At 72.8% G+C, this 24,823-nt stretch carries 26 protein-coding genes; 9 read left to right on the top strand and 17 right to left on the bottom strand.

The features are described from left to right. The first annotated feature begins 58 nt into the window (after positions 1–58). The 3 genes from deoC to IOD16_RS32835 are packed head-to-tail and all read left to right on the top strand — an operon-like array spanning position 59 to position 3,312. Positions 59–1,024, top strand: a complete 966-nt coding sequence (gene deoC, locus IOD16_RS32825) for a deoxyribose-phosphate aldolase (protein WP_201437596.1) — start codon at positions 59–61, stop codon at positions 1,022–1,024. Position 1,025: 1 nt separating this feature from the next. After that, positions 1,026–2,453: an aldehyde dehydrogenase family protein gene (locus IOD16_RS32830; RefSeq protein WP_201437597.1), complete on the top strand. Its 1,428-nt coding sequence runs from the start codon at positions 1,026–1,028 to the stop codon at positions 2,451–2,453. Further along, complete coding sequence (locus tag IOD16_RS32835; protein ID WP_123745432.1) at positions 2,446–3,312, top strand: aldehyde dehydrogenase family protein; 867 nt, start codon at positions 2,446–2,448, stop codon at positions 3,310–3,312. The genes IOD16_RS32830 and IOD16_RS32835 overlap by 8 nt, the downstream gene beginning before the upstream one ends. On the opposite strand, the gene IOD16_RS32840 is transcribed toward IOD16_RS32835, so the two are convergent. The 10 genes from IOD16_RS32840 to IOD16_RS32885 form a co-directional block, all read right to left on the bottom strand. Next, positions 3,309–3,878 carry a hypothetical protein gene (locus IOD16_RS32840; RefSeq protein WP_201437598.1) on the bottom strand — a complete coding sequence of 190 codons (570 nt, stop codon included), beginning with the start codon at positions 3,876–3,878 and terminating at the stop codon, positions 3,309–3,311. The two genes, IOD16_RS32835 and IOD16_RS32840, sit on opposite strands and share 4 nt — an antisense overlap. Then, positions 3,875–5,215, bottom strand: coding sequence for a hypothetical protein (locus tag IOD16_RS32845; protein ID WP_201437599.1), 1,341 nt, complete (start codon positions 5,213–5,215; stop codon positions 3,875–3,877). Before IOD16_RS32845 ends, IOD16_RS32840 begins: the two co-directional genes overlap by 4 nt. Further along, the gene (locus IOD16_RS32850) at positions 5,212–6,015 is read right to left on the bottom strand and encodes an ABC transporter ATP-binding protein (RefSeq protein ID WP_201437600.1); all 804 of its coding nucleotides are present in this window, start codon (positions 6,013–6,015) and stop codon (positions 5,212–5,214) included. The genes IOD16_RS32845 and IOD16_RS32850 overlap by 4 nt, the downstream gene beginning before the upstream one ends. Continuing rightward, positions 6,015–6,785 carry a zf-HC2 domain-containing protein gene (locus tag IOD16_RS32855; RefSeq protein WP_201437601.1) on the bottom strand — a complete coding sequence of 257 codons (771 nt, stop codon included), beginning with the start codon at positions 6,783–6,785 and terminating at the stop codon, positions 6,015–6,017. Before IOD16_RS32855 ends, IOD16_RS32850 begins: the two co-directional genes overlap by 1 nt. After that, positions 6,782–7,303 carry an RNA polymerase sigma factor gene (locus IOD16_RS32860; RefSeq protein ID WP_236594524.1) on the bottom strand — a complete coding sequence of 174 codons (522 nt, stop codon included), beginning with the start codon at positions 7,301–7,303 and terminating at the stop codon, positions 6,782–6,784. Before IOD16_RS32860 ends, IOD16_RS32855 begins: the two co-directional genes overlap by 4 nt. Positions 7,304–7,362: 59 nt before the next feature. Beyond that, positions 7,363–7,707, bottom strand: coding sequence for an SRPBCC family protein (locus IOD16_RS32865; RefSeq protein WP_201437603.1), 345 nt, complete (start codon positions 7,705–7,707; stop codon positions 7,363–7,365). A gap of 16 nt (positions 7,708–7,723) precedes the next feature. Continuing rightward, complete coding sequence (locus tag IOD16_RS32870) at positions 7,724–8,299, bottom strand: Fic/DOC family protein (RefSeq protein ID WP_201437604.1); 576 nt, start codon at positions 8,297–8,299, stop codon at positions 7,724–7,726. Then, complete coding sequence (locus tag IOD16_RS32875; RefSeq protein WP_201437605.1) at positions 8,299–8,886, bottom strand: type II toxin-antitoxin system antitoxin SocA domain-containing protein; 588 nt, start codon at positions 8,884–8,886, stop codon at positions 8,299–8,301. Before IOD16_RS32875 ends, IOD16_RS32870 begins: the two co-directional genes overlap by 1 nt. A gap of 39 nt (positions 8,887–8,925) precedes the next feature. Beyond that, entirely contained in the window at positions 8,926–10,296 is a 1,371-nt protein-coding gene (locus IOD16_RS32880; protein ID WP_201437606.1) for a collagen-binding domain-containing protein, read from the bottom strand. A 176-nt stretch (positions 10,297–10,472) separates the two neighbouring features. Next, entirely contained in the window at positions 10,473–10,982 is a 510-nt protein-coding gene (locus IOD16_RS32885; RefSeq protein ID WP_170185211.1) for an SMI1/KNR4 family protein, read from the bottom strand. Positions 10,983–11,164: 182 nt separating this feature from the next. On the opposite strand from IOD16_RS32885, the gene IOD16_RS32890 reads away from it, so the two are divergent. The 5 genes from IOD16_RS32890 (at position 11,165) to IOD16_RS32910 (ending at position 14,834) form a co-directional block, all read left to right on the top strand. After that, positions 11,165–11,491, top strand: a complete 327-nt coding sequence (locus tag IOD16_RS32890; protein ID WP_236594525.1) for a hypothetical protein — start codon at positions 11,165–11,167, stop codon at positions 11,489–11,491. A 1-nt stretch (position 11,492) separates the two neighbouring features. Further along, a complete protein-coding gene (locus IOD16_RS32895) occupies positions 11,493–12,671 on the top strand; it encodes a C40 family peptidase (RefSeq protein WP_201437607.1) in 1,179 nt (392 codons plus the stop codon). A 14-nt stretch (positions 12,672–12,685) separates the two neighbouring features. Beyond that, positions 12,686–13,063, top strand: a complete 378-nt coding sequence (locus tag IOD16_RS32900) for a YbaB/EbfC family nucleoid-associated protein (protein ID WP_201437608.1) — start codon at positions 12,686–12,688, stop codon at positions 13,061–13,063. Further along, entirely contained in the window at positions 13,060–13,560 is a 501-nt protein-coding gene (locus IOD16_RS32905; protein WP_201437609.1) for a YbaB/EbfC family nucleoid-associated protein, read from the top strand. Before IOD16_RS32900 ends, IOD16_RS32905 begins: the two co-directional genes overlap by 4 nt. Before the next feature lie 65 nt (positions 13,561–13,625). Next, positions 13,626–14,834 (top strand): primosomal protein, encoded by a 1,209-nt coding sequence (locus IOD16_RS32910; protein ID WP_123745419.1) that lies wholly within the window; start codon positions 13,626–13,628, stop codon positions 14,832–14,834. 84 nt (positions 14,835–14,918) lie between these two features. Here the strand turns inward: IOD16_RS32910 and IOD16_RS32915 are convergent, their stop codons facing one another. Next, positions 14,919–15,983 carry an adenosine deaminase gene (locus IOD16_RS32915; RefSeq protein WP_201437610.1) on the bottom strand — a complete coding sequence of 355 codons (1,065 nt, stop codon included), beginning with the start codon at positions 15,981–15,983 and terminating at the stop codon, positions 14,919–14,921. 408 nt (positions 15,984–16,391) lie between these two features. On the opposite strand from IOD16_RS32915, the gene IOD16_RS32920 reads away from it, so the two are divergent. Next, complete coding sequence (locus tag IOD16_RS32920; RefSeq protein WP_236594526.1) at positions 16,392–17,600, top strand: apolipoprotein A1/A4/E family protein; 1,209 nt, start codon at positions 16,392–16,394, stop codon at positions 17,598–17,600. 132 nt (positions 17,601–17,732) lie between these two features. Here the strand turns inward: IOD16_RS32920 and IOD16_RS32925 are convergent, their stop codons facing one another. From IOD16_RS32925 to IOD16_RS32950, 6 genes are all read right to left on the bottom strand, one after another. Then, positions 17,733–19,007, bottom strand: coding sequence for a thymidine phosphorylase (locus IOD16_RS32925; protein WP_201437611.1), 1,275 nt, complete (start codon positions 19,005–19,007; stop codon positions 17,733–17,735). Next, positions 19,004–19,393, bottom strand: coding sequence for a cytidine deaminase (locus IOD16_RS32930; protein ID WP_123745415.1), 390 nt, complete (start codon positions 19,391–19,393; stop codon positions 19,004–19,006). Before IOD16_RS32930 ends, IOD16_RS32925 begins: the two co-directional genes overlap by 4 nt. Beyond that, complete coding sequence (locus tag IOD16_RS32935; protein WP_123745414.1) at positions 19,386–20,651, bottom strand: ABC transporter permease; 1,266 nt, start codon at positions 20,649–20,651, stop codon at positions 19,386–19,388. Before IOD16_RS32935 ends, IOD16_RS32930 begins: the two co-directional genes overlap by 8 nt. Continuing rightward, positions 20,648–21,718, bottom strand: coding sequence for an ABC transporter permease (locus IOD16_RS32940; RefSeq protein WP_123745413.1), 1,071 nt, complete (start codon positions 21,716–21,718; stop codon positions 20,648–20,650). Before IOD16_RS32940 ends, IOD16_RS32935 begins: the two co-directional genes overlap by 4 nt. Then, complete coding sequence (locus IOD16_RS32945; protein ID WP_123745412.1) at positions 21,718–23,280, bottom strand: ABC transporter ATP-binding protein; 1,563 nt, start codon at positions 23,278–23,280, stop codon at positions 21,718–21,720. The genes IOD16_RS32940 and IOD16_RS32945 overlap by 1 nt, the downstream gene beginning before the upstream one ends. Positions 23,281–23,380: 100 nt before the next feature. Next, positions 23,381–24,511 (bottom strand): BMP family lipoprotein, encoded by a 1,131-nt coding sequence (locus tag IOD16_RS32950; protein WP_123745411.1) that lies wholly within the window; start codon positions 24,509–24,511, stop codon positions 23,381–23,383. Positions 24,512–24,823: the final 312 nt, after the last annotated feature.

Here is a 24,823-nt window from a genome sequence, read left to right on the forward strand (position 1 = left end):
GACCTGCCCGAAGTCGCTCACTTAGGACGGCCGTCCCATTCCGCCTAGACTCGGCGGCATGGCTGCTCCATCGACAACGCCGTCGCTGCCCCCGGCGCTCGCGGACGCCGTCCGTGACGACGCGTCGCTGCGCCGGTTCCTGCACGGACTGCCCGGTGTGGACCAGGTCGGCGTCGAACAGCGCGCGGCCGGTCTGGGCACTCGCAGCATCAAGAAGGCCGCCAAGATGTGGGCCATCGACACCGCCATCGGCATGGTCGACCTGACCACGCTGGAAGGCGCGGACACGCACGGCAAGGTGCGGTCGCTCGCGGCGAAGGCGCGGCGGCCCGACCCGGACGACCCGGACGTGCCGAAGGTCGCCGCCGTCTGCGTGTACCCGGACATGGTGGAGACGGCCGTCGAGGAGCTGCGGGGCACCGGGGTCGGCGTCGCCAGCGTCGCGACCGCGTTCCCGTCCGGCCGGTCGAGCCTGAAGGTGAAGCTGGAGGACACCGCCTACGCCGTCGACGCGGGCGCCACCGAGATCGACATGGTGATCGACCGGGGCGCGTTCCTGTCCGGCCGGTACGGGCAGGTGTTCGACGAGATCGCGCAGGTCAAGCGGGCCTGCGGGGACGCGCACCTGAAGGTGATCCTGGAGACCGGCGAGCTCGCGACCTACGACAACGTGCGCCGCGCGTCCTGGCTCGGCCTGCTCGCGGGCGGCGACTTCATCAAGACGTCGACCGGCAAGGTCTCCCCCGCCGCGACGCTGCCGGTCACGCACGTGATGTTGCAGGCCGTCCGCGACTGGCACGCCCAGACCGGCGAGCTCAGGGGTGTGAAGCCCGCCGGCGGCATCCGCACGACCAAGGACGCGATCAAGTACCTGGTCGCGGTGCACGAGGTCGCGGGACCGGAGTGGCTGACCCCGACCCTGTTCCGCTTCGGTGCCTCCACGCTGCTCAACGACCTGCTGATGCAGCGGCGCACCCAGTTGGCCGGCCACTACAGCGGCCCCGATTACGTGACGGTGGACTGACATGTGGGAATACGCGCCCGCGCCCGAATCACGGGACATCGCGAACCTCAAGCCGAACTACCGGATGTTCATCGACGGCCAGTTCGTCGAAGGCGCCGGTGAGCCGCTGAAGACCGTCAACCCCGGCACGGAGGAGGTGCTGGCCGAGGTCTCCACGGCCGCGCCGGCGGACGTCGACAAGGCCGTGAAGGCCGCGCGCCGCGCCTACGACCGGGTCTGGGGCCGGATGCCCGGCGCCGAGCGCGCCAAGTACATCTTCCGCATCGCCCGCCTGATCCAGGAGCGGTCGCGGGAGCTGGCGGTGCTGGAGTCGCTGGACAACGGCAAGCCCATCAAGGAATCACGTGACGTGGACGTGCCGACGGCCGCCGCGCACTTCTTCTACCACGCGGGCTGGGCGGACAAGCTCGGCTACGCGGGCCTCGGCCCCGACCCGCGCCCGCTCGGCGTGGCGGGCCAGGTCATCCCGTGGAACTTCCCGCTGATGATGGCGGCGTGGAAGATCGCGCCCGCGCTGGCGACCGGCAACACGGTGGTGATCAAGCCCGCCGAGACGACGCCGCTGAGCGCGCTGGTGCTGGCCGAGATCATCCAGCAGGCCGACCTGCCGCCCGGGGTGGTGAACATCCTCGCCGGCGCGGGTGACGTCGGCTCGGCCGTCGTGTCGCACCCGGACGTGGACAAGGTGGCGTTCACCGGGTCGACCGAGGTCGGCAAGCTCATCCAGCGGCAGCTGGCCGGCACCGGCCGCAAGCTCACCCTGGAGCTGGGCGGCAAGGCGGCGAACATCGTGTTCGACGACGCGCCGCTGGACCAGGCGGTCGAGGGCATCGTCAACGGCATCTTCTTCAACCAGGGCCACGTGTGCTGCGCGGGCTCGCGGCTGCTGGTGCAGGAGTCGGTGGCCGACGAGCTGCTGGAGAAGCTGCACGCCCGCGTGTCCACGTTGCGCGTCGGCGACCCGCTGGACAAGAACACCGACGTCGGCGCGATCAACTCGCGCGAGCAGCTGACGAAGATCCAGGAACTGGTCGAGACGGGCGAAGCCGAGGGCGCGCAGCGGTGGACGTCCGCGTGCCCGTTGCCGGACAAGGGCTTCTACTTCGCGCCGACGGTGTTCTCCAACGTGTCGCAGGCGATGCGGATCGCGCGCGAGGAGATCTTCGGCCCGGTGCTGTCGGTGCTCACGTTCCGCACGCCGGACGAGGCCGTGGCCAAGGCGAACAACACGCCCTACGGGCTGTCGGCCGGCATCTGGACCGAGAAGGGGTCGCGCATCCTGTGGGCGGCGCAGAGGATGCGCGCCGGCGTGGTGTGGGCCAACACGTTCAACCGCTTCGACCCGACCGCCCCGTTCGGCGGCTACCAGGAGTCGGGCTTCGGCCGCGAAGGCGGTCGCACCGGGCTGGAGGCGTACCTCGATGTCTGAGAACCGGATCGCGGTCACGAAGACGTACAAGCTCTACATCGGCGGCGCGTTCCCCCGGTCGGAGTCCGGCCGGTCCTACCCGGTGGTGGACGCGAAGGGCGCGTTCCTGGCGAACGCGGCGCAGGGTTCGCGCAAGGACGCCCGGGACGCGGTCGCGGCGGCGCGCAAGGCGTTCCCCGGCTGGGCGGGCGCCACGGCGTACAACCGGGGGCAGGTGCTGTTCCGGGTGGCCGAGGTGCTGGAGGGCCGGCGGGAGCAGTTCACCGCCGAGGTCGCCGCGTGCGAGGGCGTCGCGGTGAAGAAGGCGCAGTCGCTGGTGGACGCGGCCATCGACCGGTGGGTCTGGTACGCGGGGTGGACCGACAAGGTCGCCACGGTGCTCGGCGCGTCGAACCCGGTGGCCGGGCCGTACTTCTCGTTCTCCGTGCCGGAGCCGACGGGCGTGGTCGCGGTGCTCGCGCCGCAGCAGTCGTCGCTGCTGGGGCTGATCAGCGCGGTGGCGCCGGTGATCGCGACCGGCAACACGGCGGTGGTCGTGACGTCGCAGGACCGGCCGTTGCCCGCGGTGACGTTGTCGGAGGTGCTGGCGACCTCCGACCTGCCCGGTGGTGTGGTGAACGTGCTGACCGGGCGCACGGCGGAGATCGCGCCGTGGCTGGCGTCGCACGCGGACGTGAACGCGCTGGACCTGACCGGCGCCCCGGAGTCGACGCGGGCCGACCTGGAGCGCGCGGCGGCGGGCACGGTGAAGCGCGTGCTGCGGGCGCGCCCGTCGGAGGACTTCACCCGCGAGCCGGACCTGGCCCGGCTGCGGGCGTTCCTGGAGATGAAGACGGTCTGGCACCCGATCGGCGTTTAGCGCCGGCAGCCGAACCAGCTGTAGGCGAGCAGGCCGGTGCAGCCGAGCACGACCGCGGTGACGGTGGCCGAGGTGGTGCCGGCCGGTTGCACCGGCCAGGTCAGCAGGCGGCTGAGCCAGTGGTCGTCGAAGGACGGGACGACGAGCGTCACGCCGGTCCAGCCGATCGGCAACGCCCACGCGGCGCGGGCGCCGAGCAGCAGCGCGCCGAGCGCGGCCGAGCCGCCCAGGCCGACGACGTCGCGGACCACCAACGCGTCCGGGGCGATCGGGGCGGTGACCCGGCCCGCGGCCAGCAGCAGCGCGACGACGAACGCGCCGCCCAGCAGCAGGTGCGCGGCCCGGCGGGGCGGCCAGCCGAACGCGGCGGTGCGGTCGAGCGCCCGGTCGTGCCCGTCGAGACCGGTCGAGACGGCGGCCACCCCGAGGGCCGCGCCGAACGCGGCGAGCCGCGGGCTGCCGTCGGTCTCGGCGAGGGCGGCCAGCGCCGCCACGCCGACCGCCACGACCGCCGCCGACACCGGGACCCCTCGGGAGCGGGCGTAGAGCGCCACCCACCGCGTCACGTGGTGCCCGCCATCAGGGTGGTGAGGGCGTCGCCCGCGCAGGCCGCCTGCGTGTCGCGCGCCGCCTGGACGCGGGCCGCCTGGTCGGGTCCGGGCAGGGAGCGCAGGTGCTCCCACGCCTCGGCGGCCAGGCCGTCGGTCTCCCTGCTCACCCACGACCGGTACATCGGCAGTGGCTCGAAGCGGCCGGTCAGCCACGCCGTCATCACCGTGCGGGCGGCCAGCTCCCGGGCGCCCGCGGCCGGGACGTACTGGCCGTAGCAGGAGCGCGTGCCCGCGCCCGCGACCAGGTACGCCGTCACCTGCTCGGCCGTCGGCGGCACGCGGCGGAAGTACGTGAACTCGTCCAGGTGCACCCACACCGCCTCCGCCGGCTCGGGACCGCGCCCGTCCACCGGGCGGACGGGCGCGGCCACCTCGCGCACCGACGTCGGCGGGGAGGGCAGCTTCGCCAGCGCCCGCAGCGCCTCCCGCGCGGGCCCCGTCAACGCGGGCCGCTCGTCCTCGTGCGCCCGGGTCAGGCACAGCCCTTCGTGGCAGACCAGCTCCGCGGCCGCCGCGTCGGGCGTCCACACCCCCTCCGGCGCGGAGGGCAGCAACGGCACCGCCACGGCGCCCGCCATCAGCAGCGGCAGCACGCCCGGCCACGCCCGCCGCAGCGCCACCAGCAGGAACCCCGCCGCCGCCACCCCGGCGAACCACACCGCCTGCACCGCGGTCACCGACCACGCCACCGACGCGAACACCGTCACCGGCGACGGCAGCGAAGGCAGCAGCAGCGTCCAGCGGAACGCGCCGGCGGCGGGCTCCAGCCCGAGCACCATCAGCGCGAACCCGGCGACCGCCAGCGCGGGCGGCGTCAACGGCGAGGGCGCCAGCCTGCCCACACCCATGCCCAGCCACGCGCCCCCGACCAGGGCCAGCACGCCGACCAGCGCCACCGGCAGCCACCCGAGGTGGAAGTAGTCCGTCGCCGACGCCACCTGCACCGCGCCGACGGCGGACACCACCGCGTAGCCCGCGGTCAGCGCGACGGCCACCGCGCCGAACGTCCACGCCACCCGCTGCGCGCGGGGCCGCGGCGTGGAGCCGAACAGCTCCTCCACCCCCGACCGCCGGTCCCGCAGCCCCTGCAACCCGCCCGCGCCGAGCGCCAGCGGCCACACGAACAGGAACGTCAGCCTGATGAACTCGGCCGACGTCGTCCACTGCCGCGTCCACGCCGTGCTGTTCTTCATCGACGGGCCCCAGTGCAGCAGCCCCACCATGACCAGCACCGCCAGCACGCCGAGCACCGGCGCCGCGGTGCGCCTCAGCTCGATCCCGAGGATCCTCACCACGCACCGCCCAGCAGCGACGAGTAGCCGCGCTCGATGGGGCTGTCGCCGACGTCGTCCGGCCCGCCCGCCGCCGCCAGCTCGGCGGGCGTGCCCTGGAAGACCAGCTTGCCCGCGGCGACCAGCACGACGTCCGTGCAAGCCGCCGCGACGTCCTCGACCAGGTGCGTGGACACGACCACGCACGAGTCGGCGCCCAGTTCCTGCACCAGCTCCCGGAACCGGACCCGTTGACCGGGGTCCAGGCCGGCGGTCGGCTCGTCGAGCAGCAGCACCTCGGGGTCGTTCACGATCGCCTGCGCGATGCCCGCCCGCCGCACCATGCCGCCGGACAGCGACTTGAGCCGGTCGTCCGCGCGGTCGGCCAGCCCGACCCGTTCGACGGCCCGCTGCACCGCGCCGGGGACCTCGCGCTTCGGCATCTCCTTGAGCCAGGCCACGTACTCGACGAACTCGCGGACCGTGAACCGCTTGTAGTAGCCGAAGTCCTGCGGCAGGTAGCCGAGCGCGCGGCGCACCCGGCGCAGGTCCAGCCGCCCGGACACCGGCGTGCCCAACACCTCCAACGTGCCCGACACGGGCCGCAGCACGGTCGCCAGCGACCGGATCAGCGTGGTCTTGCCCGCGCCGTTCGGCCCGAGCAGCCCGTGCACGCCACGGCCGAGCCGCAGGTCCAGCCCGTCCACCGCCATCGTCCGGCCCGCGCGCACGCGCAGCCCCCTCGCCTCGACCTGCCAGGCGTACCCCGTCGGCGCGACTTCCGCCGCGCTCACCGCACGTGCCACGAGCCTTCCCTCCATCACAGCCGCCCGTAGGCCGCGGACCTCAAGAACACGGCGGCGGCGCCCCCGACGAGCACCGCCGCCCACACCGGCGCCGCGCCCGGCGCGAGCACACCGGGCACGTCGCCGACGACCACCGCCGGACCGATCACCAGCACCGCCCACGCGGACGCGGCGGCGACACCGGCCCGGCGCACCCCGATCAGGCCGCCGAGCGCGAGCGTCACCGCCGTGACGGCGAGGCACGGCAGCAGCCAGTACGCCGGTGACGCGCCGGCCAGCCAACCGCCGGCCAGCAGCACCGGCAGCACGGCCACGAGCACCGCGAACGTGCGGCGCAGCACCAGTTGCAGCCCGGCCCGGGGCGTGGACACGACCAGTTCGTGGGCCGGGTCCATCCCCCGCGACCACGCCGCCGCGACGCCGAGGACGGGCACGATCGGCGCGAGCAGCAGCACGCCGGACGACGCCGAGCCGCCCGGCAGCAGCCCGTCGAGCGACAGCGCCGCCAGCACCGCGAACGCCGTCATGGCCAGCCAGGGCGGCAGCGACGGCGTGGCCCACCGCGCGAGCCGGTGCCGTTGGCGGGCCGTTGTCCCGGTCGGCTCCAGCCCCGCCCACACGGCCGCGGTCAACGCCGTGACCTGCGGTGGGGCCACGTCGGCCAGGCGCAACCGGCACGTCTCGCACGTCTCCAGGTGGGCCTCGACCGCCCACAGCACGTCGGCGGGCAGGTCGTCGCCGGCCGCGTACCGGGCGATCGAGTCGGCGCTCGGGTGCTCGGTCATGACAGTGCCTCCCGCATCGCGATCCGGGCCCGCCGGGCGCGGGTCTTCACGGTGCCCTCGGGCACCCCGAGCAGCACCGCGGTCTCGCGCACGGTCAGCCCGTCCAGCACCATCGCCTGCAGCACCTGCCGCAGCTCGGGCGCCAGGTCGCGCAACGCGCCGCCGACGTCGTCGCCCAGCGCGCCCGCCAGCGCCTCGTCCTCGGCGGCGGGCGCGGTGCCGGCCGCCGGCAGCGGCAGCGCCTGGTGCGCGCGCCGGCGGAACGCGTCGACCAGCCGCCGGGCCGCGATCGTCCACAGCCAGCCGACCGCCGTGCCGTCGACCGCCGCGCCCGCGAAGGACCCCGCCGCCCGCCACACCGCCAGGTACGTCTCCTGCATGACCTCGGCCACGACCTGCTCGTCGGCGCACCGGCGGCGCAGTCGCACGGCCAGCCACGGCGACGTGCGGCGGTAGAGCTCTTCGAAGGCCGCGCGGTCGCCGCGGGCCACCGCGCGCACCAACTGCTCCTCGTTCACACCCGGCAAGACGCCCCGACCGCGGAAAAGGTTCTCACCGGTGAGTGACCTGGGTCACATCAGTACCAGGTGTTCTGGTCCTTGGCGGCGCTCACGTCGGCTTCGGCGGTGGCCCGGTGCGCCAGGGCCGCCACCGCCTCCTCCAACTCCCGCCGCACGTCACCGGGGTCGTCGGTCTCGACGGCGATCACCACCTCGCTGTGGCCCGCGCCGTCGTCGACGACGTCCAGCTCACCCCGGTAGCCGCCCTCCTCCCAGGAGACGCGGCGGCGGTCGTGGTCGATGCGCGGGGTCGCGCCGGACAACCCGGGCAGGTGCTGGGGCAGGCTCTGCGGGCGGGCGAGGAACTCGAACAGCTCCCGCGCGGCCATCTCGACCGGCGCCCGGTACTCGTAGCTGGTCATGGCCACGGGTACCCGGTCAGGCCGGGCTCATGACGATGTCGAACAGGTCGCGCAACGAGTCGTTCGACCTGATCAGGCTCTGCTCGCACGCGTCGATGAACGCGGCCCGGTCCAGCGCGTGCACGGCGACCCGCCAGCCCGCCTCGCGCGCCAGCTGGCGGAAGAACGCCCGCTGCGCGCGCCCGTTGCCCTCGCGGAACGGGTGCACGGCGTTGACCTCGGCGAAGTAGTGCGTGAACCGGTCGAGGAACGCGTCACGGGGCAGCCCGCGCAGGTAGCGCTCCTTCTTCAGGTCGTCGAACACGCCGGCCGAGTAGGGCTCGATCTGCCGCCACGCGGCGAACGACGCGGACTTGGCGATGTCGACCCGCCGGACCTCGCCGGCCCACGGGTAGAGGTCGCCGAAGATGCGGCGGTGGAAGGCACGCAGGTGGGCCAGGTCGTACAGGCCGGGCAGGGGTGACAGGGCGAGCTGCTCGACGCGCACCGTGCTCAGCCGCGCCTCGGCGACGGCGCACTCCAGCGGGTCCGTCAGGCCCAGGTTGTTGCGCAGCACCCCGGACGCCGGGTCCAGGTAGGGGTCTTCGTCCACTACCGGCGCAGCGCCTCGATCTCCCGCGCGATCGCCTCGTCCGCGGTCAGCTCGCCCGCCGCGACGGCCCGCATGGTGGCCACCACGTCGTCCGGGACGGCCAGGCCCTCCAGCCGGGCGCTGCCGACGGCCTCCTCGACGGCCTCCTCGGGACCGCTGGTCAACCGGCGGAAGTAGCGGGCCATCACCTCGTGCGAGAGCGGCGCGCTGCTCGGCTGGGACTCGGCCAGCTCGCCCCGGGCGGCCCGCCACGGTTCCTCGTCGTGCGCCATGTCGCTCAGCTCGTGCCTGCTGAAGTGCGCGTACCGCTCGACCACGGAGCTGACGACCGCGCTTTCCGGCTCGGTGAGCCGGCGCGGGTCGCCCTCTTCCCACGCGCCGACCTCGGACCGGCCTTCGTGGCGGACGTAGACCTCGGGCACCACGGGACCTCGCCGCCACGCCTCGATCCGGGCGTCGAACAGGGGCTCGCCGTGCTCGGCCAGGTACCACGCCTGGGCGTAGTAGAGGAGCTTCTGCAGCTTCATGGGCGACTCGGGCCCGGTGGCGTCGAGAACGGCTGCGGCCACGTCGTGGACGTCCGCCATGCCACCTCCAGCGAGTGCTCTGAGCTGCGACTACTCAGTCTACCGGAGATCGTGGCGCCGAGGGCCGCGCCGGTCGCGCAGCCTGGTCAGGGCCAACGCGGTCGCCCCGGAGAGGAGCAGCAGGCCGCCGAGCGCCGACAGGCCCCGGACCGGGGCGCCGGTGGCGGCCAGGTCGTCGTCCGGGTGGACGGCCGCCGGGTGGCTCGTGGTCCCGGGGGTGGGGGCCGCGGTCGTGGTCGGTTCGGTGGCGGTCGGTCCGGTGGTGCCCGCGGTGGTGGTCGTCGGCTCGGTGGTGGTCGGCCCGGGGGTGGTCGGCTCGGTGGTGGTCGTGGGAGTGGTGGCGCAGTCGGTGAGGACGTCGGCGAAGGGCGCGCTGTGGATCTCGCCGCCGCTGCCGCTCGTCGCGCCGCCCTGCACGAGGGACTTCACGATCACCGCGCCCTCGACGTTGGCCGCGCTGTCGTCGACCAGGGTGGCGTTCGGCGCGTAGACGGTGCCCCACACGGTGCCCGAGTCCGGCGGGAGCGTGATGGTGCCGGAGGTGGTGAAGTTCCACAGCACGTGCCGCGACGGGTCGGTGCCCTGCCAGCTCACGTTCGGCACCGGCCAGGTGTAGTCGCCGGTCACGTCGACGTTGACGATCAACCAGGCCTCGTCGCCGGGTTGCAGCGCGCCGGCGAGCGGGTTGACGGTGTCGAGCGCGGCCATCCGCGCGGCGTCGAGGGTGAGCACGTTCTGGCCCGGTCGCAAGCCGAGCGTGGCGACGGGGTCGGTGCCGTTCCACGGTTCCCCGCCGTTCTGGTCCCTCAACGTCACGGTCGACGCGCACGCGGACATGTCCGCGTTGATCTGCCGGTAGAGCGCGAACAACGAGGCGAAGTCGAAGCCGCTCGGGCCGCCGACCGACTCGGCGGGCTGCGAGGTCTGGACCGCCAGGGCCGGTCGGGTGTTCACGTCGCCGCCGGTGGGCACGACGAACGTCACCCCGCCCGAGGGCAGCACGGTCGCGTTGCCCAGCTCGCCGACCTTGGCGTAGGACTGGTTGAGGACGCCGAGCGTGCCCGTGCCGCTCCGGTCGAAGTCGAGGCCGCCGCCGACGACGAAGCTGGTCGGCCGGTCGTCACCGGGCAGGGTGTACGTGCCGGGGTTGTTGAGGCCCGCGTTGTACAGCCGGAACCTGACGTCGCCGCCGATGGCCATCGGCCCCTCGGTCTCGTTCTCGTACAGCGCCGCGTCGCCCTCCACCAGCACGAGGAACCCGTGGCTCGGGTCGGCGTCGACGTCGTCCGGCGCGACCGGCCGCACCGGGTTCACCGCCGCGAGCCTCGGCTGGGCGCCCGGCGCCCACCCGATCGCGAGGACGGCGACGGCGACCGCCAGACCGACGGCTCCGCTGCGGCTGATCTGCATGTCCGGCTCCCGTGGAGGTCGACTCCCTCCTCGCAGCCAACGTCACGGCGCCCGCTTCAGCGCGCCGACGAGCCGAGGTTTCACCCGCCAGTGTGACCACCCGCGTGTCCTGCGTTCAGCACGCGCGTGTCCTACGTCCAGGACCCCCGAGTTGAACGCCCACGACGAACGGTTCACTAGTTCGTGAACCAGCCCAACCGGCCGTCCGTCGTCACCAGCGGCTCGCAGTGACCGAGCCGGCCGCGGTGCTCCAGGGCCGTGGCGACCTGGTCCAGCATCTCGTCCAGGCTCGTCCACTCCGGTTTGAGCATCTCGCCCGCCTCGCGGTCCCACTCGACCACGCACCCCGACAGCACGCCCGGCCGCAGGTCGACCGCCAGCGCGTCACCGCACCCGTCGAACGCGATCGGCAGCCACATCGGGTGGAACCCGGTCGTCGGCGTGCCCGCCTCGGTGTCGAGGTCCGCGGGCCAGAACCGCTCCTTCAACCGCCACGAGCGCAACGCGTTGGACGGACCGAGCGGCGTGTAGAACGGCGGCAGCACCTCGGCGAACGCCAAGTCGGCGGTGCCGCCGCACACCGCCCACCACGCGCGCAGGTCGGCGGGCGGCTCGAGGCCGCTCGCGACCGCCAACGCCTCGACCGCGGCGCCGTCCTCGGGGGGCACGAACGCCGATCCGGTCAAGGGGGCGTGGTGGTCAAGCCACGCCACTATCCGTTCCCAATGGCGTAAAACACCCACACACACATGATCAGGTGACGACAACAGCCGTGGTACCGCTCATCGGGGCAGGATCTCGCCGAACGCCGCACAACCCGCCGGCGGATGGGGCAGGATCGCGGTCGCACGGCACCAGAAGGGGGACGATGGTGGAGCGGGGTTTCGGCGTCGACACCGCGGCGCTGGCGGCGTACGGCGGCACGGCGGCCGGTCTGGCGGGCGAGGTCGGCGAGGTGGGCACGTCCACGCTGGCGGGCACGACGTCGTTGGCCGCGGGCAGCTTCGGCGCGCTCGGCGACGAGGTCGGTCTCGGCGCGGCCTTCCAGCAGGCGGCACAGGCCCAAGTGGACGGTGTGGCAGCCGCCTCGGCGGGGCTGTCGGCGTTCGCCTCGGAGGTCGCGAAGACCGGCCGGGCGTACACCGGGCAGGAGGCGCGCACCAGCGCCGACCTCGACCGGGCCGCGCAGGTCTGACGTGGACGTCGGCGGCTTCCTGGCGGCTCTGGTCCAGCCGATGAAGGACCACTTGGCCAAGCTGGAGGGCGACACCGGCGGCGCGACGGCCGCGGCCGAGTCGTTCGGCCGGGCGTCCTCGGCGCTGACCGAGCTCGACGGCAGGCACACGGGCGCGGCGAACGCCGCGATGAGCGAGTGGTACGGCGAGAAGGCGACCGCGTTCCAGACGCGCGTCGCCGCGTTCTCCGGTGGCGTCGGCGCGTTGGCGCGCAACGCGACGACCACCCGGCAGGCCGCCACCGCGGCGGTGGACGCGGTGACCTCCGGCAAGTCCGCGATCCAGGGCCTGATCGACGAGTTCACCGGCTGGGCGTGGCCCCGGTTGGCGGCGGCGGTCGCGGCGGGCGCGTTCGGCGGCATCGGCGCGGTGCTCGCGGTGGCGGCGGAGGTCACCGCGAAGGCCCGCGACTACGAGGGCAAGACCGGTCAGGAGCTGGCGAAGGTCCGCACGCAGCTGACCGACGTCGTCACGCAGCTGCGCGGCTTGCCGCACCCGGACTTCGCCGGGATCGGCGACCCGTTGGGCGTGGAGAGCGGCGGCACGACGTCGACGTCGTCGGCGGGTGACACCGGCGGGTCGTCCTCTTCGTCCGACGGCGGCTCCCGCGGTGGCTCCGACGGCGGGTCGGGAAGCGGGTCCGGCGGTGGTTCGGGCGGTGGGTCCGGCGGAGGCAGTGGCGGCGGAGGCGGCGGAGGTCCCACCGGGCCGCGCCTGCCGGTGGCCATCCCGCCGCAGCCCGGCACCGGCGTCGGCGTGAACCTGCCGGACGGCAGCTCCGCCGAAGCGCCCAACGAGACCGCGGCGCGCGCCGTGCGCAACGCGTTGTCCGCCCTGGGCACCCCTTACGTGTGGGGCGGCGCGAACCCGCCGCAGGGCACGGACTGCAGCGGCCTGACCCAGTGGGCGTACGGCGGCGCCGGGTTCGACATCCCGCGCCCCGCGTCGTCGCAGGCGATGGGCGCGTCCGTGCCGGCCGACCAGCTGCTGCCCGGCGACCTGGTGGTGTGGGACGGGCACGTGGCCATGGTCATCGGCAACGGGCAGATGGTGGAGGCGGGCGACCCGGTTCAGGTCAGCCCGATCCGCACGAGCAACAGCGGCATGGGCTTCATGGGCTTCTACCGACCGACCGGCTGAGACGGGCTGAGGACGTGGACGAGACGCAGCGGGCGGCCCAGCGGGTCGCCGACACCGGGCGACGGGTCGCCGAGCACGTGGCGCGCACCGGTCCGGTGCGCGGCCGGGCGTCGTCACCCGACGGCGCGGTCACGGTCGTCACGACGCCCGGCGGACCGCCGCAGGAGGTGCGGGTCTCGCCGTCGGCGTTGAACATGGGACCGCGGGCGTTGGCGGACGAGATCCTGCGCGTGTCGGCGCGGGCGTCCCGTGACGCGGCGTCGCGCGTGCACCGGGCGCTGGAGCGCGTGGCCGACCCGGCGGCGGTGCGGGCGTTGGCCGAGATCGGTTTCGAACGCGGTCCGGACGACGACGACGGGTTCGGCGGCGCGCACCCGAGGGAGTCCCGGTGACGCAGGAACAACGGCTCGCGGCGGCCGAAGGCCTGACCGAAGTGCTGGCCCGCACCACGGGCAGCGCCGAGCACCCCACCCGGCTGGCCCGCGCCACGGCGACCGCGTCGGGTGAGCTGAAGGCGCTCGACCTGCACCCGAACGCGTTGGCGCAGGGTCCGGACGCGGTCGGCAGGCTGGTCGTGGAGACGGCGCGGCTGGCGACGGACGCGGCGGTGCAGAAGAGCTACAACGAGTTGGCGAAGTCGTTGGGCGACGGCCTGGCGATGGCGGTGGAGGCGTTCGCCGGTCCGCCGCCGCTGCGGACGGCGCAGACCCCGCCCGTGCCCGCCGAACCGCAGGTCACGCCACCGGCGGCGCTCCGGCCGAGGACGGCGGGGCCCACCGCGCCGCCGTGGGCCGGGCAGGTCGGGAGCCGTCCCGCGGCCCGTCCCCAACCGGAGGAAACGGACGACGACGACTACTTCGCGGACCCTTTCCGTGGTCAACGGCAGTAGCGCGTGATCGACCCCGTACTCTTGCCCCCGCATCGCAAAGGGGCATGGCGTGACCGGGAGGTCGGATGGCACAGGACATCGTCCCGATCGAGCTGGGGCTCACCCAGGGTGATGTCGTCACCCTGTGGGCCCCGCGCTGGCGGGAAGAGGGCGAGGAGTGGGAAGCCTTCCTCGGCCACGAGGAGGACCTGTACGCGTTCCCCGATGCCGCGCACTTGGCGGCGTTCGTGCGCAAGGCCGAAGAGCACGACCTGACCGACCACCCGGCGTGGCACGTCGTGCCCGCGCTGTCGGTCGGTGAGCTGTCGCCGGACGACAACCACCAGTTCGACCTGGTCGGCGTGCCCGAGCTGGTCTCCGAGGAGCCCGACACCTGGGTCATCGGCGAGCTCGCCGACGTGATCTCCATCGTGCGGTCGCTGGCGGACGTCTGCGAGCTGGAGAAGGTGCACGAGATCCTCGACTCGGCGGAGGGCTTCGCGCTGCTCCCGCAGGGCACGCTGCCGTTCACCGGCCGCGAGGGTCAGGCGTTGTGGACCGAGATCTCCGAGGTCGTCGCGGAGAAGTGGGACGAGGTGCTGGACGCGATCGACGAGGTCGTGGCCACGCCGGAGGTCGACGAGACCGCGCTCAAGGCCGCGCAGGACGAACTGGCCGAGTTCGAGGAGGCCAACGCCGCCGCGGCGGCCGCCGCGGACGAGGACGAAGAGGACGGCGACGAGCCGGTCGGCTTCTGGGGCGAGGTCGGCATCGACCCGATCAAGATCATCAGTGGCGCGGGCGAGTACTACACGCTGCGCTGCTACCTGGACGACCACCCGGTCTTCCTCGGCCGCAAGGGCCGCATCGACGTGTTCGGCTCGCCGCGCGCGCTGGCCCGGTTCATCGTCGAGGCCGACGACAACGACCTGGCCGAGGTGTCGACCTGGGGCGAGCTGGTCACCAAAGCCACCGGCGGCGACCTGGACGTCGAGGTCGACCCGGACAACGTCTACGTGCTCACCGGCCTGGACGAGGACATCGCCGACGGCCCGGACGCGATCGACCCGACGCAGCTCGACCTCGTGGTCGAACTGCTGGAGGACGCGGGCGAGTGGGCCAACGACGACACCGTGAAGGTGGCGCTGAACCAGTCCGAGCGGCTGGGGTGGCTGGTGTCCTACGTGCTCAAGCCGGACCCGACGCGACTGGCGCCCAGCGCGCCGTTCGACGACGAGCAGGTGGCGTGGCGGACGCTCGTGGCGGCGTTCGAGGACCGGCTCAAGGTGCACTAGAGCACGCTGAAGAGCGGTGCTGAGCAGCAGAGGTCGCGGGCAGCCATCGGAGCCCGCGACCTCTGCTGCTTCGTGCGGTCCGCGTTACTTCGCCAGGGCGGCGTACGCCGGCTCGATCACGTCCTGGATCAGCGCGCGGCGCTCGTCGTGCGAGATGAACGCGGCCTTGGCGGCGTTGACGGTGAACTTGCGCAGGTCCTCCCAGCCGAAGCCGAACTGCTCGACCACGGTGGCGAACTCGCCGGTCATCGACACGTCGCTCATCAGGCGGTTGTCGGTGTTCACGGTGACCCGGAAGCCGAGGTCGGCCATCCGCTTGATCGGGTGCTCGGCCAGCGACGCCACCGCGCCGGTGTGCACGTTCGACGTCGGGCACATCTCCAGCGCGATGCGCCGGTCGCGCACGTAGGCGGCCAGCGGGCCGACCTCGTCGCCCTGGATGTCCTCGGCCAGCCGCACGCCGTGGCCCAACCGCTCCGCGCCCGCGAGCTGCACGGCCTCCCACGCCGACTCCGCGCCGGAGGCCTCGGCCGCGTGGATGGTGAAGTGCGCGTTCTGCTGCCGCAGGTACTCGAACGCGGACAGCTCCTTGCTCGGCGGGAACCCGGCCTCGGGGCCCGCGATGTCGAAGCCGACGACGCCCGCGTCCCGGTAGCGGACGACCAGGTCGGCGATGCGCTGCCAGCCGTCGTTCTGGCGCATCGCGCACAGCAGCGTGCCGACCCTGATGCGGCCGCCGGACGCGGCCTCGCCCTGGCGGAAGCCCTCCTGCACCGCCTCGACCGCCTGCTCCATGCTCAGGCCCTTGTCGGTGAACAGCTCGGGCGCGTAGCGGATCTCGGCGTAGACGACACCGTCGGCGGCGAGGTCCTGCACGGCCTCGGAGGCGACGCGCACCAGCGAGGACTCGTCCTGCATGACGCCGCACGTGTGCGCGAAGCCCTCCAGGTAGCGGACCAGCGAGCCGGAGTTGGCGTTGTCGCGGAACCACGCGCCCAGCGCGACCGGGTCCGTGGTGGGCAAGCCCTGGTGGCCGCAGGCCTCGGCGAGTTCGATCACCGTCTGCGGGCGGAGGCCACCGTCGAGGTGGTCGTGCAGGAGCACCTTCGGCGCGCGGCGAAGGTCTTCCTGGGTCAGCGGGGTCGGCATGGGCGTCACCGTATACCGGTGACACGCCGTGTCGTTCCGGTCCGCGTTGATCATCAACCGGTATGATCACCCCGGCGTTACCGGGTGTGTTCATAACCACTCGATCAGGTGCCGCTTTCGCTGCACTGAACCTGTTGTGCACTCGTGATGCAGAACTTTCCGCTACCGCTGACCGGGCTTTAGTCACTCACACGGCGGATGCTTACCGGGAGCAGTCACAAGCACGCTGCCGGTTACCTTGGGGTAAGGTCGGCGACGGTCACTCCAACGGAGTACACGCTAGGTCGATCCAGGCGGTCCCGGTCGGGGGGCGCTACTGCCCACCGCCCCAACCTGGTTAGGCTCCCGGAGGTCTCCCCTCCCCTGGACGAAGGCACCCGAGCCGTGAACGAGAACAACAACTCCACGATGTCCTTCGATCGGATGCGCAACATGCTCACGCGCGCCGCGGAGATCCGTGAGAGCGAACAGCAGCAGATCTTCGACGCACTGGACGAGATCCACGCGCGGATGTCCCCGCTCGAGTCGCTGGGTTCCGTTCGCAAGCGCCTGTCCGAGCTGCCCGACCGGACCGAGGTCAGCGTGCTGGCCGAGCGGCTGGACGAGGCGCTGGCCAAGCTGGAGGCGCAGGACAACGCGGTGCAGGGCATCGGCCGGGCCGTCGAGGGCCTGGTCGACAAGCTCGCCAAGCCGTTCGCGCAGCTCGACGGTCGGCTCGACGGGGTGACGGGCCGGTTCGAGGGTGTCGCCGGGCGGATGGACGGCCTGGAGGACAAGCTCTCCCACATCCACAAGCGCCTCGACGACCTCGACGGCCACCTGGACAAGCAGGACGGCAAGGTCGAGCAGGTGCCGGGCGCGGTGACCGGGCCGTTGCGGGAGCGGATCGAGGCGTTGGAGGCCGCGCTGCGCGGTCGCCTGGACGAGGTCGACGAGGGCGTGCACGAGCACCTCGACGGCACGCGCGAGGCGTTGCAGCGGTCCGTCACGGAGTCGGCGAACGGCCTGAACGGCAAGCTGGACGAGGCCCGGGACAACCTCACCAGCACCCGGGACGGGCTGCACGCGTCGTTGACCGAGACGCGCGAGTCGCTCGTGGCGTCGTTGGCGGACACGCGCAGCACGATGACGGGCAAGCTGGACGAGGCCCGCGAGGCGCTGCACGCGGCGCTGGACGAGACGCGCGACCAGGTCGACGCGACGGACCGGCTGGAGGCGCTGGCGCAGCGCCTGGAGCAGGTGACGTCCCGGCTCGACACCATGGCGACCCGGCTCGACTCGGTGGAGGACGACTTCGCGTCGCGGCTCGGCGAGCTGTCCGGCGTGGTGGAGCAGGGCATCGCCAAGGTCGAGGGCACGCTGTCGACCCGGCCCGACGCCGACTCGCTGGCAGGCCTGGTGCGCAAGAGCAACCAGGAGTCGGAGCTGCGCATCGGCGGCCAGCTGGACGAGGCGATGGCGACCTTCGCCGAGCTGATCCTCGGCGGCGGCTCCCCGACCCCGCCCCCGCCGCCCACCGCCCTGCCGCGGCCTCAGCGGCGGACCCGGAAGAACGGGACCAAGCCCGGCGAGAACCGGAACCTGGACGACGACGACCTGACCGCCGAGGGCGCCTGACCGTGCTGCCCGACGAGGCCCGGTCCGCATCGAGCGGACCGGGCCTCGTCTCGTGCGTGGAGCGCTCGGTTGTCGGCGCTGACAAGGCCCGGTCCGCTCGACGCGGGTCCGGGCCTTGTCGTCGTGCGGCGCTCAGCCCCGGATCGTGTCGATGACCAGGGGTGTCGCGGCAGGTGCGGCGGGACCGATGTCGTAGCCGCCGGACAGCGAGTCCAGGGCGGCGGGGATGGCGTCCGGGGTGTCGGTGCGCAGCAGCAGGAGCGGTTGGCCCTCGGCGAGCCGGTCGCCCGGTTTGGCCAGGCACAGGACGCCGGCGCCCGGTTGGACCGGGTCCTCCTTGCGGGCGCGGCCGGCGCCCAGTCGCCAGGCCGCGACGCCCACGGCGTAGGCGTCCAGCTTGGTCAGGTAGCCGTCCGAAGGTGCCGTGACGACGTGCTCGTGGCGGGCGAGCGGGAGCGGGGCGTCCGGGTCGCCGCCCTGGGCCCTGATCATCCTGGCCCACGTCTCGTAGGCCTCGCCGGAGGCCAGGACCTCGCGCGGTGACGCGGAGATGCCCGCGCGGGACAGCATCTCCTCGGCCAGGGCGACGGTCAGGTCCACCACGTCGGACGGGCCGCCGCCGCGCAGGACCTCGATCGACTCGGCGACCTCGACCGCGTTGCCCACGGCACGGCCCAGTGGCACGGACATGTCGGTCAGCAGGGCCGACACGCGCAGTCCGTGGTCGACGCCGATCGACACCAGCGCCGTGGCCAGCGCACGGGCCTGGTCGAGGGACTTCATGAACGCGCCGGAGCCGACCTTGACGTCCAGGACCAGCGCCTCGGCGCCCTCGGCGATCTTCTTCGACATGATGGACGAGGCGATCAGCGGGATCGCCTCGACGGTCCCGGTCACGTCGCGCAGCGCGTACAGCTTCTTGTCGGCCGGGGCGAGGCCGGAGGTCGCGGCGCAGATGACGGCGCCCACCGAGCGCAGTTGCGCGACGACCTCGTCGACCGAGAGCTGCGCCCGCCAGCCGGGGATGGCTTCGAGCTTGTCGAGCGTGCCGCCGGTGTGGCCGAGGCCGCGGCCGGAGAGCTGGGGCACGGCGGCGCCGCAGGCGGCGACCAGGGGCGCGAGGGGCAGGGTGATCTTGTCGCCCACCCCGCCCGTGGAGTGCTTGTCCACGGTGGGGCGGCCGACGTCCAGCGTCAGCTTCTCCCCGGAGTTGATCATGGCGTGGGTCCACCGGGCGGTCTCGGCGGAGTCCATGCCGTTCAGGAAGATCGCCATGGCCAGCGCCGACATCTGCTCGTCGGCCACCACGCCCCGGGTGTAGGCGTCCACGACCCAGTCGATCTGGGCGTCGGTCAGGCGGTCGCCGTCACGCTTGGCCCGGATCACGTCGACAGCGGTGTGGGTCATGGCAAATCCTCCGGGCCGAACGCGTCGGGCAGCACCCTGCTCATCGGCAGCACCCCGGACGGGGTGTCGATCAGGCACGGCGCGCCGCCCAGCTCGTAGATCACCTGGCGGCACCGGCCGCACGGCATCAGCAGCTCACCCGTGCCGCTGCGGCACGCGAGGGCGACGAGCTTGCCGCCGCCGCTGAGCACGAACTGGCCGGCCAACGTGCACTCGGCGCACAGGCCCACGCCGTAGGCGGCGTTCTCCACGTTGCAGCCGACCACGATGCGGCCGTCGTCGCACAGGGCCGCCGCGCCCACCTGGAGCCCGGAGTAGGGGCAGTAGGCGGACTGCGCGGCCTCGACGGCACGGGTCCGCAGGACGTCCCAGTCGAGGTCAACCACGGCGGTACACCACCCCGTCCGCCGCGGGCATGCGCAATCGCTGGGAGGCGACCGCGAGGACGACCAGCGTCACCAGGTGGGGCGCGTAGGTGGTCAGCTCGCTCGGCACCTCGTCCACCGAGTAGTACACGGCGTAGAGCAGGCCGGCGGCCAGGATGCCGAACGCGGCGGCGAACCAGCGGCGGCGGACCAGCTGCCAGATGACGATCACCACGAGCAGCAGCACCGCGCCGTAGATCAGCGCGAGGAACGTCTTGCCGCCCGACCGCAGCTGCAACCCGTCGGCGTAGCCGAACAGGGCCGCGCCGCCGAGCAGGCCGCCGGGCCGCCAGTTGCCGAAGATCATCGCGGCGAGGCCGATGAACCCGCGGCCGTTGGTCTGGCCCTCGAGGTAGCCGGGTTGGCCGGGGTTGAGCACGAGGGCCGCGCCGCCGATGCCGGCGAGCGCGCCCGAGGAGATCACCGCGACGTACTTGTAGAGGTAGACGTTGACGCCGAGGGACTCCGCGGCCACCGGGTTCTCGCCGCACGACCGCAGCCGCAGGCCGAACCGGGTCCGCCACAGCACCAGGTAGCTGCCGATCACCAGCAGGATCGCCAGCATGGTCAGCGGGGACACACCGGTGACGAGGCCGCGCAGGATGCCGGCGACGTCGGACAGGCCCACTCGCTGCTGCGCCTCGAGCTCGCCGAGCCACTCGGACAGCCCCGACGCGGAGTAGGTGTCGAACTTCGGCACGGCGGGCGACTCGCGCGGGTTGTTCGACAGCGGGAAGAAGATCAGCGTGGAGAGGTACTTGGTCAGGCCCGCGCCGAGCAGGTTGATCGCCACACCGGACACGATGTGGTTGACCCCGAACGTCACCGTGGCGATGGCGTGCAGGAGACCGCCCAGCGCGCCGAACACGGCCGCCGACACCAGCGCCGCCCACGGGCCCCACTGGTAGCCGGCCCACGCCGCACCCCACGTGCCCATGATCATCATGCCTTCGAGGCCGATGTTCACCACGCCCGCGCGTTCCGCCCACAGGCCGCCGAGGGCCGCCAGGAGGATCGGCAGCGCCAACCGCACCGCGGTCTGGATGGTGCCGGTGGACGTCAGCTGCGGCACACCCGTCAGGTACGACGTGGTGGACAGCAGCACGACCGCGCCCGCCACGCCCAGCGCGCCGACGGCCCAGCCGGGGATCCGCCGCGCCTTGCGCGGCGGCGGGACGGTGGAAGGGGCCTCGGACGGGTTCATCAAGGAAGTGCTCATGCCGCATCCACCGTTCCGAGCTGCCGGCCGACCTGCCGCTGCTGCGCGGCCAGTTCGAACCGGCGGACCACCTCGTACGCGACGACGACCGACAGCACGATCGCCCCTTGCATGATCGTCACGATCTCGCGGGGCACGCCCACGTTGTCCAGCGCCAGGCCCGACTTGTCCAGGAACGCCCACAGCAGCGCGCCGAACGCGATGCCGCCGGGGTGGTTGCGCCCGAGCAGCGCGATCGCGATGCCGGAGAAGCCGATGCCCGCCGGGAAGTTCAGGTTGTAGGTGTGGTCGCGGCCCAGGATCTCCGGCATGGAGACGAGGCCCGCGATGCCGCCCGAGAGCAGCATGGCGATCAGCACCATCTTCTTGGCGTTCACGCCACCCGCGGCGGCGGCCGTGGACGACTCACCCGAGGCCCGCAGCTCGAAGCCGAACCGGGTGCGGTTCATCATCACCCAGTAGCCGATGCCCAGCAGCGCGGCCAGGAACACCAGGCCGAACACGGTGCCGGACGAGCCGAGCGGAATGCCGGGCACCCAGCCGCTCTCCGGGATCTCCGGCGTGCGGATGTTGTTGCCGCGCAGCTCGCCGAACACGTCCGCGCCGATCAGGTACGCGGCCAGGCCGAGCGCCAGGCCGTTCATCATGATCGTGGAGATGACCTCGTTGACACCGCGGGTCACCTTGAGGATCGCCGGGATCGCGGCCCACAGCGCGCCCGCGACGGCGGCCGTCAGGATGATCACCAGGGCGTGCAGGCCGGGCGGCAGGGCGATCGAGCCGCCGACCACGGCCGCGACGACCGCCGCGACCCGGTACTGGCCCTCGACGCCGATGTTGAACAGGTTCATCTGGAACCCGATCGCCACCGCCAGCGCCGCGATGTAGTAGGTGCCGGTGCTGTTGACGATGTCGACGGCCGTGGTGCCCTCGCCGACCTGCGCGAACATCGCCCCGAACGCCCGCAGCGGGTTCGCGCCGGACACGACCAGCGCGATACCGCACAGCAGGGCGGAGAACAGGATCGCCAGCACGGGCGGCAGCAGTTTGCCGCGCAGAATTCCCATTACTCGCCTTCCGATTCCGACGCCTGGTCGGCGGCGGCGGCGCTCGTGGCGCCGGTGCCCGCGCCGGTCATGGCGCTGCCGAGGTCTTCCGGGGTGACCGTGGCCGGGTCGGCGTCCGCGACGAGCCGGCCGCGCAGCATCACCCGGATGGTGTCGGACAGGCCGATCAGCTCGTCCAGGTCCGCCGAGATCAGCAGCACGGCGAGGCCGCGGGCGCGGGCGGCGCGGATCTCGTCCCAGATCAAGGCCTGCGCGCCGACGTCGACGCCGCGCGTGGGGTGCGACGCGATGAGCAGCACGGGGTCGCCGGACAGCTCACGGCCGACCACGAGCTTCTGCTGGTTGCCGCCGGACAGCGCGACGGCGGCCACGTCGATGCCCGGCGTCCGCACGTCGAAGTCCTCGACGATGCGCTCGGTGTCCTGCTTCGCGCCCGCGAGGTCGAGCCACTGGCCCTTCGACACGGGGCGGCGGGTCTGGTGGCCGAGGATGCGGTTGGCCCACAGCGGCTGGGTGAGCAGCAGGCCCTGGCGGTGCCGGTCCTCGGGGATGTAGCCGATGCCCGCTTCGCGGCGGGCGAGCGTGCCGAGCCTGGTGAGGTCGCGGTCGCCGAGCAGCACCCGGCCGTGGTGCGCCTTGCGCATGCCCATGATCGTCTCGACCAGCTCGGTCTGCCCGTTGCCCTCGACGCCCGCGATGCCGACGATCTCGCCCGCGCGCACGACCAGGTCGATGTCGTCGAGCACGGGCCGGGTGCCCTCCGCCGCGACCAGGCCCAGGTTCTCCACCTGGAGCACGACGCGGTCGGTGACGGTCGATTCGCGCGTCTCCGGGCTGGGCAGCTCGCTGCCGACCATCATCTCGGCCAGCTGGCGCGAGCTGACGGCCTTCGGGTCGGCGGTGCCGACGGTCGTGCCGCGGCGGATGATCGTGACGGAGTCGGCGATCGAGCGGACCTCGTCGAGCTTGTGCGAGATGAACAGGAACGTGAACCCCTGCCGCTGCATGCCGCGCAGGGTGGCGAACAGCTCGTCCACCTCCTGCGGCACGAGCACCGCGGTCGGCTCGTCCAGGATGATGACCTTGGCGCCCCGGTAGAGCACCTTGAGGATCTCGACCCGCTGCCGGTCGGCCACGCCGAGGCGTTCGACGAGCACGCCGGGGTCGACGGTCAGGCCGGTGGCCTCGGCCAGCTCCAGGATCCGCTTGCGCGCCCTGCCGCCGATGCCGTGCAGCGATTCCGCGCCGAGGACGACGTTCTCCTGCACGGTCAGGTTGTCGGCGAGCATGAAGTGCTGGTGCACCATGCCGATGCCGGCCTTGATCGCGTCGGCGGGGGTGCGGAACCGGACCTGCTCGCCCGCCACCTCGATGGTGCCCTCGTCGGGCTGCTGCATCCCGTACAGGATCTTCATCAGGGTGGACTTGCCGGCGCCGTTCTCGCCGCACAGCGCGTGCACCTCGCCGACCTGCACGCTGAGGTGGACGTCGCTGTTGGCGACGACCCCCGGGAAGCGCTTGGTGATGCCCGACAGGACGACGGCAGGGGTTGTGACGCTCATGGAAGCTCCGTCTGATCTCCGGCTGCGCCGGGGTTAACCACGCACTGGGCCCCGCGAGGGTGCTCGCAGGGCCCAGTGCGCCGGAGGCCGGGTGGTGTCGTTACGGCGTGGACTCGACCTTGATCTTGCCCTCGATGATCTGGGCCTTGTAGCCCTCGAGGACCGCCTTCAGGTTGTCGTCGATCTTGCCGCCGGAGGTGGAGTAGCCGACGCCGTCCACGGACAGGTCGAACACCTTCGGCAGGCTCGCCAGGTCGTTCTGGGCGACCGCCTTGACGAAGTCGTACACCGCGACGTCGACCCGCTTGAGCATGGACGAGACGATGACGTCCTTGGACTCCTCGACCGTCTTCTGGTTGTACTGGTCGGAGTCGACGCCGATGGCGAGCGCGTTGCCCGACTTCGCGGCGGAGAACACGCCCTTACCGGAGGCGCCGGCGGCGTGGTAGAGCACGTCCGCGCCCGCCTCGACCTGGCCGGTCGCGGCCTCCTGGCCCTTGGCCGGGTCCTGGAAACCGGTGAAGTCGCCGGCCGGGGTCAGGTACTTCTTCTCGATCTTGATGTCGGGGGCGGCGGTCTTGGCGCCCTGGGCGAAGCCCGCGTCGAACTTCTGGATCAGCGGGATCTCCACACCGCCGACGAAGCCCACGTGGCAGGCCTTCGACTTGTAGGCGGCGATGACGCCGGCCAGGAAGGAGCCCTGCTCCTCGGCGAACAGCAGCGGCGTGACGTTCGCCGCGCCCTCGACCGCGCCGTCGACGATCGCGAACTTGACGGCCGGGAACTCCGGCGCGACGACCTTCAGCGACTCGGCGTAGGCGAAGCCGACCCCGATGATCGGGTTGAAGCCCTCGCTCGCGAGCTGGCGCAGCCGGGTCTGCTTGGCGTCCTCCGGCTCGTTCGGCGCGGCGGTCAGCTCCTTGACCTCGGCGATGCCGAAGTCCGCCTTGGCCTTGTCCAGGCCCGCCGCCGCGGAGTCGTTGAACGACGCGTCGCCCCGACCGCCGATGTCGTAGGCCAGGCCCACCTTGAGCGCGCTGCCGTCGACCTTCTCGCCCGACGCGGCGCTGCTGGAGGTCGCGGTGGCGGCCGGCGGCTTGTCAGCCAGCTTGCAGCCCTCGGCGGTGTTGGTGGACCCGGTACCGGTGTTGTTGCCACCGGTGTCCTTGGCGCAGGCGGCCATCGTGAGAACGCTGGTCAGCGCGATCGCGGCCACCGCGAGGCCACGCATTCGACGACGCACGGCTCGTCTCCCTCCCTGCTCCGGCTAGGAGCAGACAAATCCCGACGGCGGGGCCGTCAGGGCTTCCGAGTGGCGAACCGTACCCCGTAGTAATGACCCCCGCGCACGCACCGGTCCGCACGTGACCTAATCGTTGGTGCCATCGGGCGACTCCGCCACTCGTAGTGATAGCGCGACTTCCCCGCGTTGTAGCCGATTACTCAGTGTCAATACGCGGACCGGGTGAGGTGGCCGGTCGGTGACCGCGGGCCGACCGGGGTTCGGAGCCCCGCAGGGTTGACCCGTTGGTGAGGCGTTGGA

Source organism: Saccharothrix sp. 6-C, from assembly GCF_016695385.1.
GTDB lineage: Bacteria > Actinomycetota > Actinomycetes > Mycobacteriales > Pseudonocardiaceae > Actinosynnema > Actinosynnema texasense.

Bases quoted from the DNA above. Each gene is read 5' to 3' on its own strand.
- IOD16_RS32920 (WP_236594526.1), top strand. From the start codon at position 16,392: ATGTCCTTCGATCGGATGCGCAACATGCTCACGCGCGCCGCGGAGATC.
- IOD16_RS32875 (WP_201437605.1), bottom strand. From the start codon at position 8,886: ATGGCGGACGTCCACGACGTGGCCGCAGCCGTTCTCGACGCCACCGGG.
- IOD16_RS32865 (WP_201437603.1), bottom strand. From the start codon at position 7,707: ATGACCAGCTACGAGTACCGGGCGCCGGTCGAGATGGCCGCGCGGGAG.
- IOD16_RS32915 (WP_201437610.1), bottom strand. From the start codon at position 15,983: ATGCCGACCCCGCTGACCCAGGAAGACCTTCGCCGCGCGCCGAAGGTG.
- IOD16_RS32835 (WP_123745432.1), top strand. From the start codon at position 2,446: ATGTCTGAGAACCGGATCGCGGTCACGAAGACGTACAAGCTCTACATC.
- IOD16_RS32925 (WP_201437611.1), bottom strand. From the start codon at position 19,007: ATGACCCACACCGCTGTCGACGTGATCCGGGCCAAGCGTGACGGCGAC.
- IOD16_RS32940 (WP_123745413.1), bottom strand. From the start codon at position 21,718: ATGGGAATTCTGCGCGGCAAACTGCTGCCGCCCGTGCTGGCGATCCTG.
- IOD16_RS32855 (WP_201437601.1), bottom strand. From the start codon at position 6,785: ATGACCGAGCACCCGAGCGCCGACTCGATCGCCCGGTACGCGGCCGGC.
- IOD16_RS32910 (WP_123745419.1), top strand. From the start codon at position 13,626: ATGGCACAGGACATCGTCCCGATCGAGCTGGGGCTCACCCAGGGTGAT.
- IOD16_RS32830 (WP_201437597.1), top strand. From the start codon at position 1,026: ATGTGGGAATACGCGCCCGCGCCCGAATCACGGGACATCGCGAACCTC.
- IOD16_RS32890 (WP_236594525.1), top strand. From the start codon at position 11,165: ATGGTGGAGCGGGGTTTCGGCGTCGACACCGCGGCGCTGGCGGCGTAC.
- IOD16_RS32935 (WP_123745414.1), bottom strand. From the start codon at position 20,651: ATGAGCACTTCCTTGATGAACCCGTCCGAGGCCCCTTCCACCGTCCCG.
- IOD16_RS32945 (WP_123745412.1), bottom strand. From the start codon at position 23,280: ATGAGCGTCACAACCCCTGCCGTCGTCCTGTCGGGCATCACCAAGCGC.
- IOD16_RS32950 (WP_123745411.1), bottom strand. From the start codon at position 24,511: ATGCGTGGCCTCGCGGTGGCCGCGATCGCGCTGACCAGCGTTCTCACG.
- IOD16_RS32850 (WP_201437600.1), bottom strand. From the start codon at position 6,015: ATGGAGGGAAGGCTCGTGGCACGTGCGGTGAGCGCGGCGGAAGTCGCG.
- IOD16_RS32880 (WP_201437606.1), bottom strand. From the start codon at position 10,296: ATGCAGATCAGCCGCAGCGGAGCCGTCGGTCTGGCGGTCGCCGTCGCC.
- deoC (WP_201437596.1), top strand. From the start codon at position 59: ATGGCTGCTCCATCGACAACGCCGTCGCTGCCCCCGGCGCTCGCGGAC.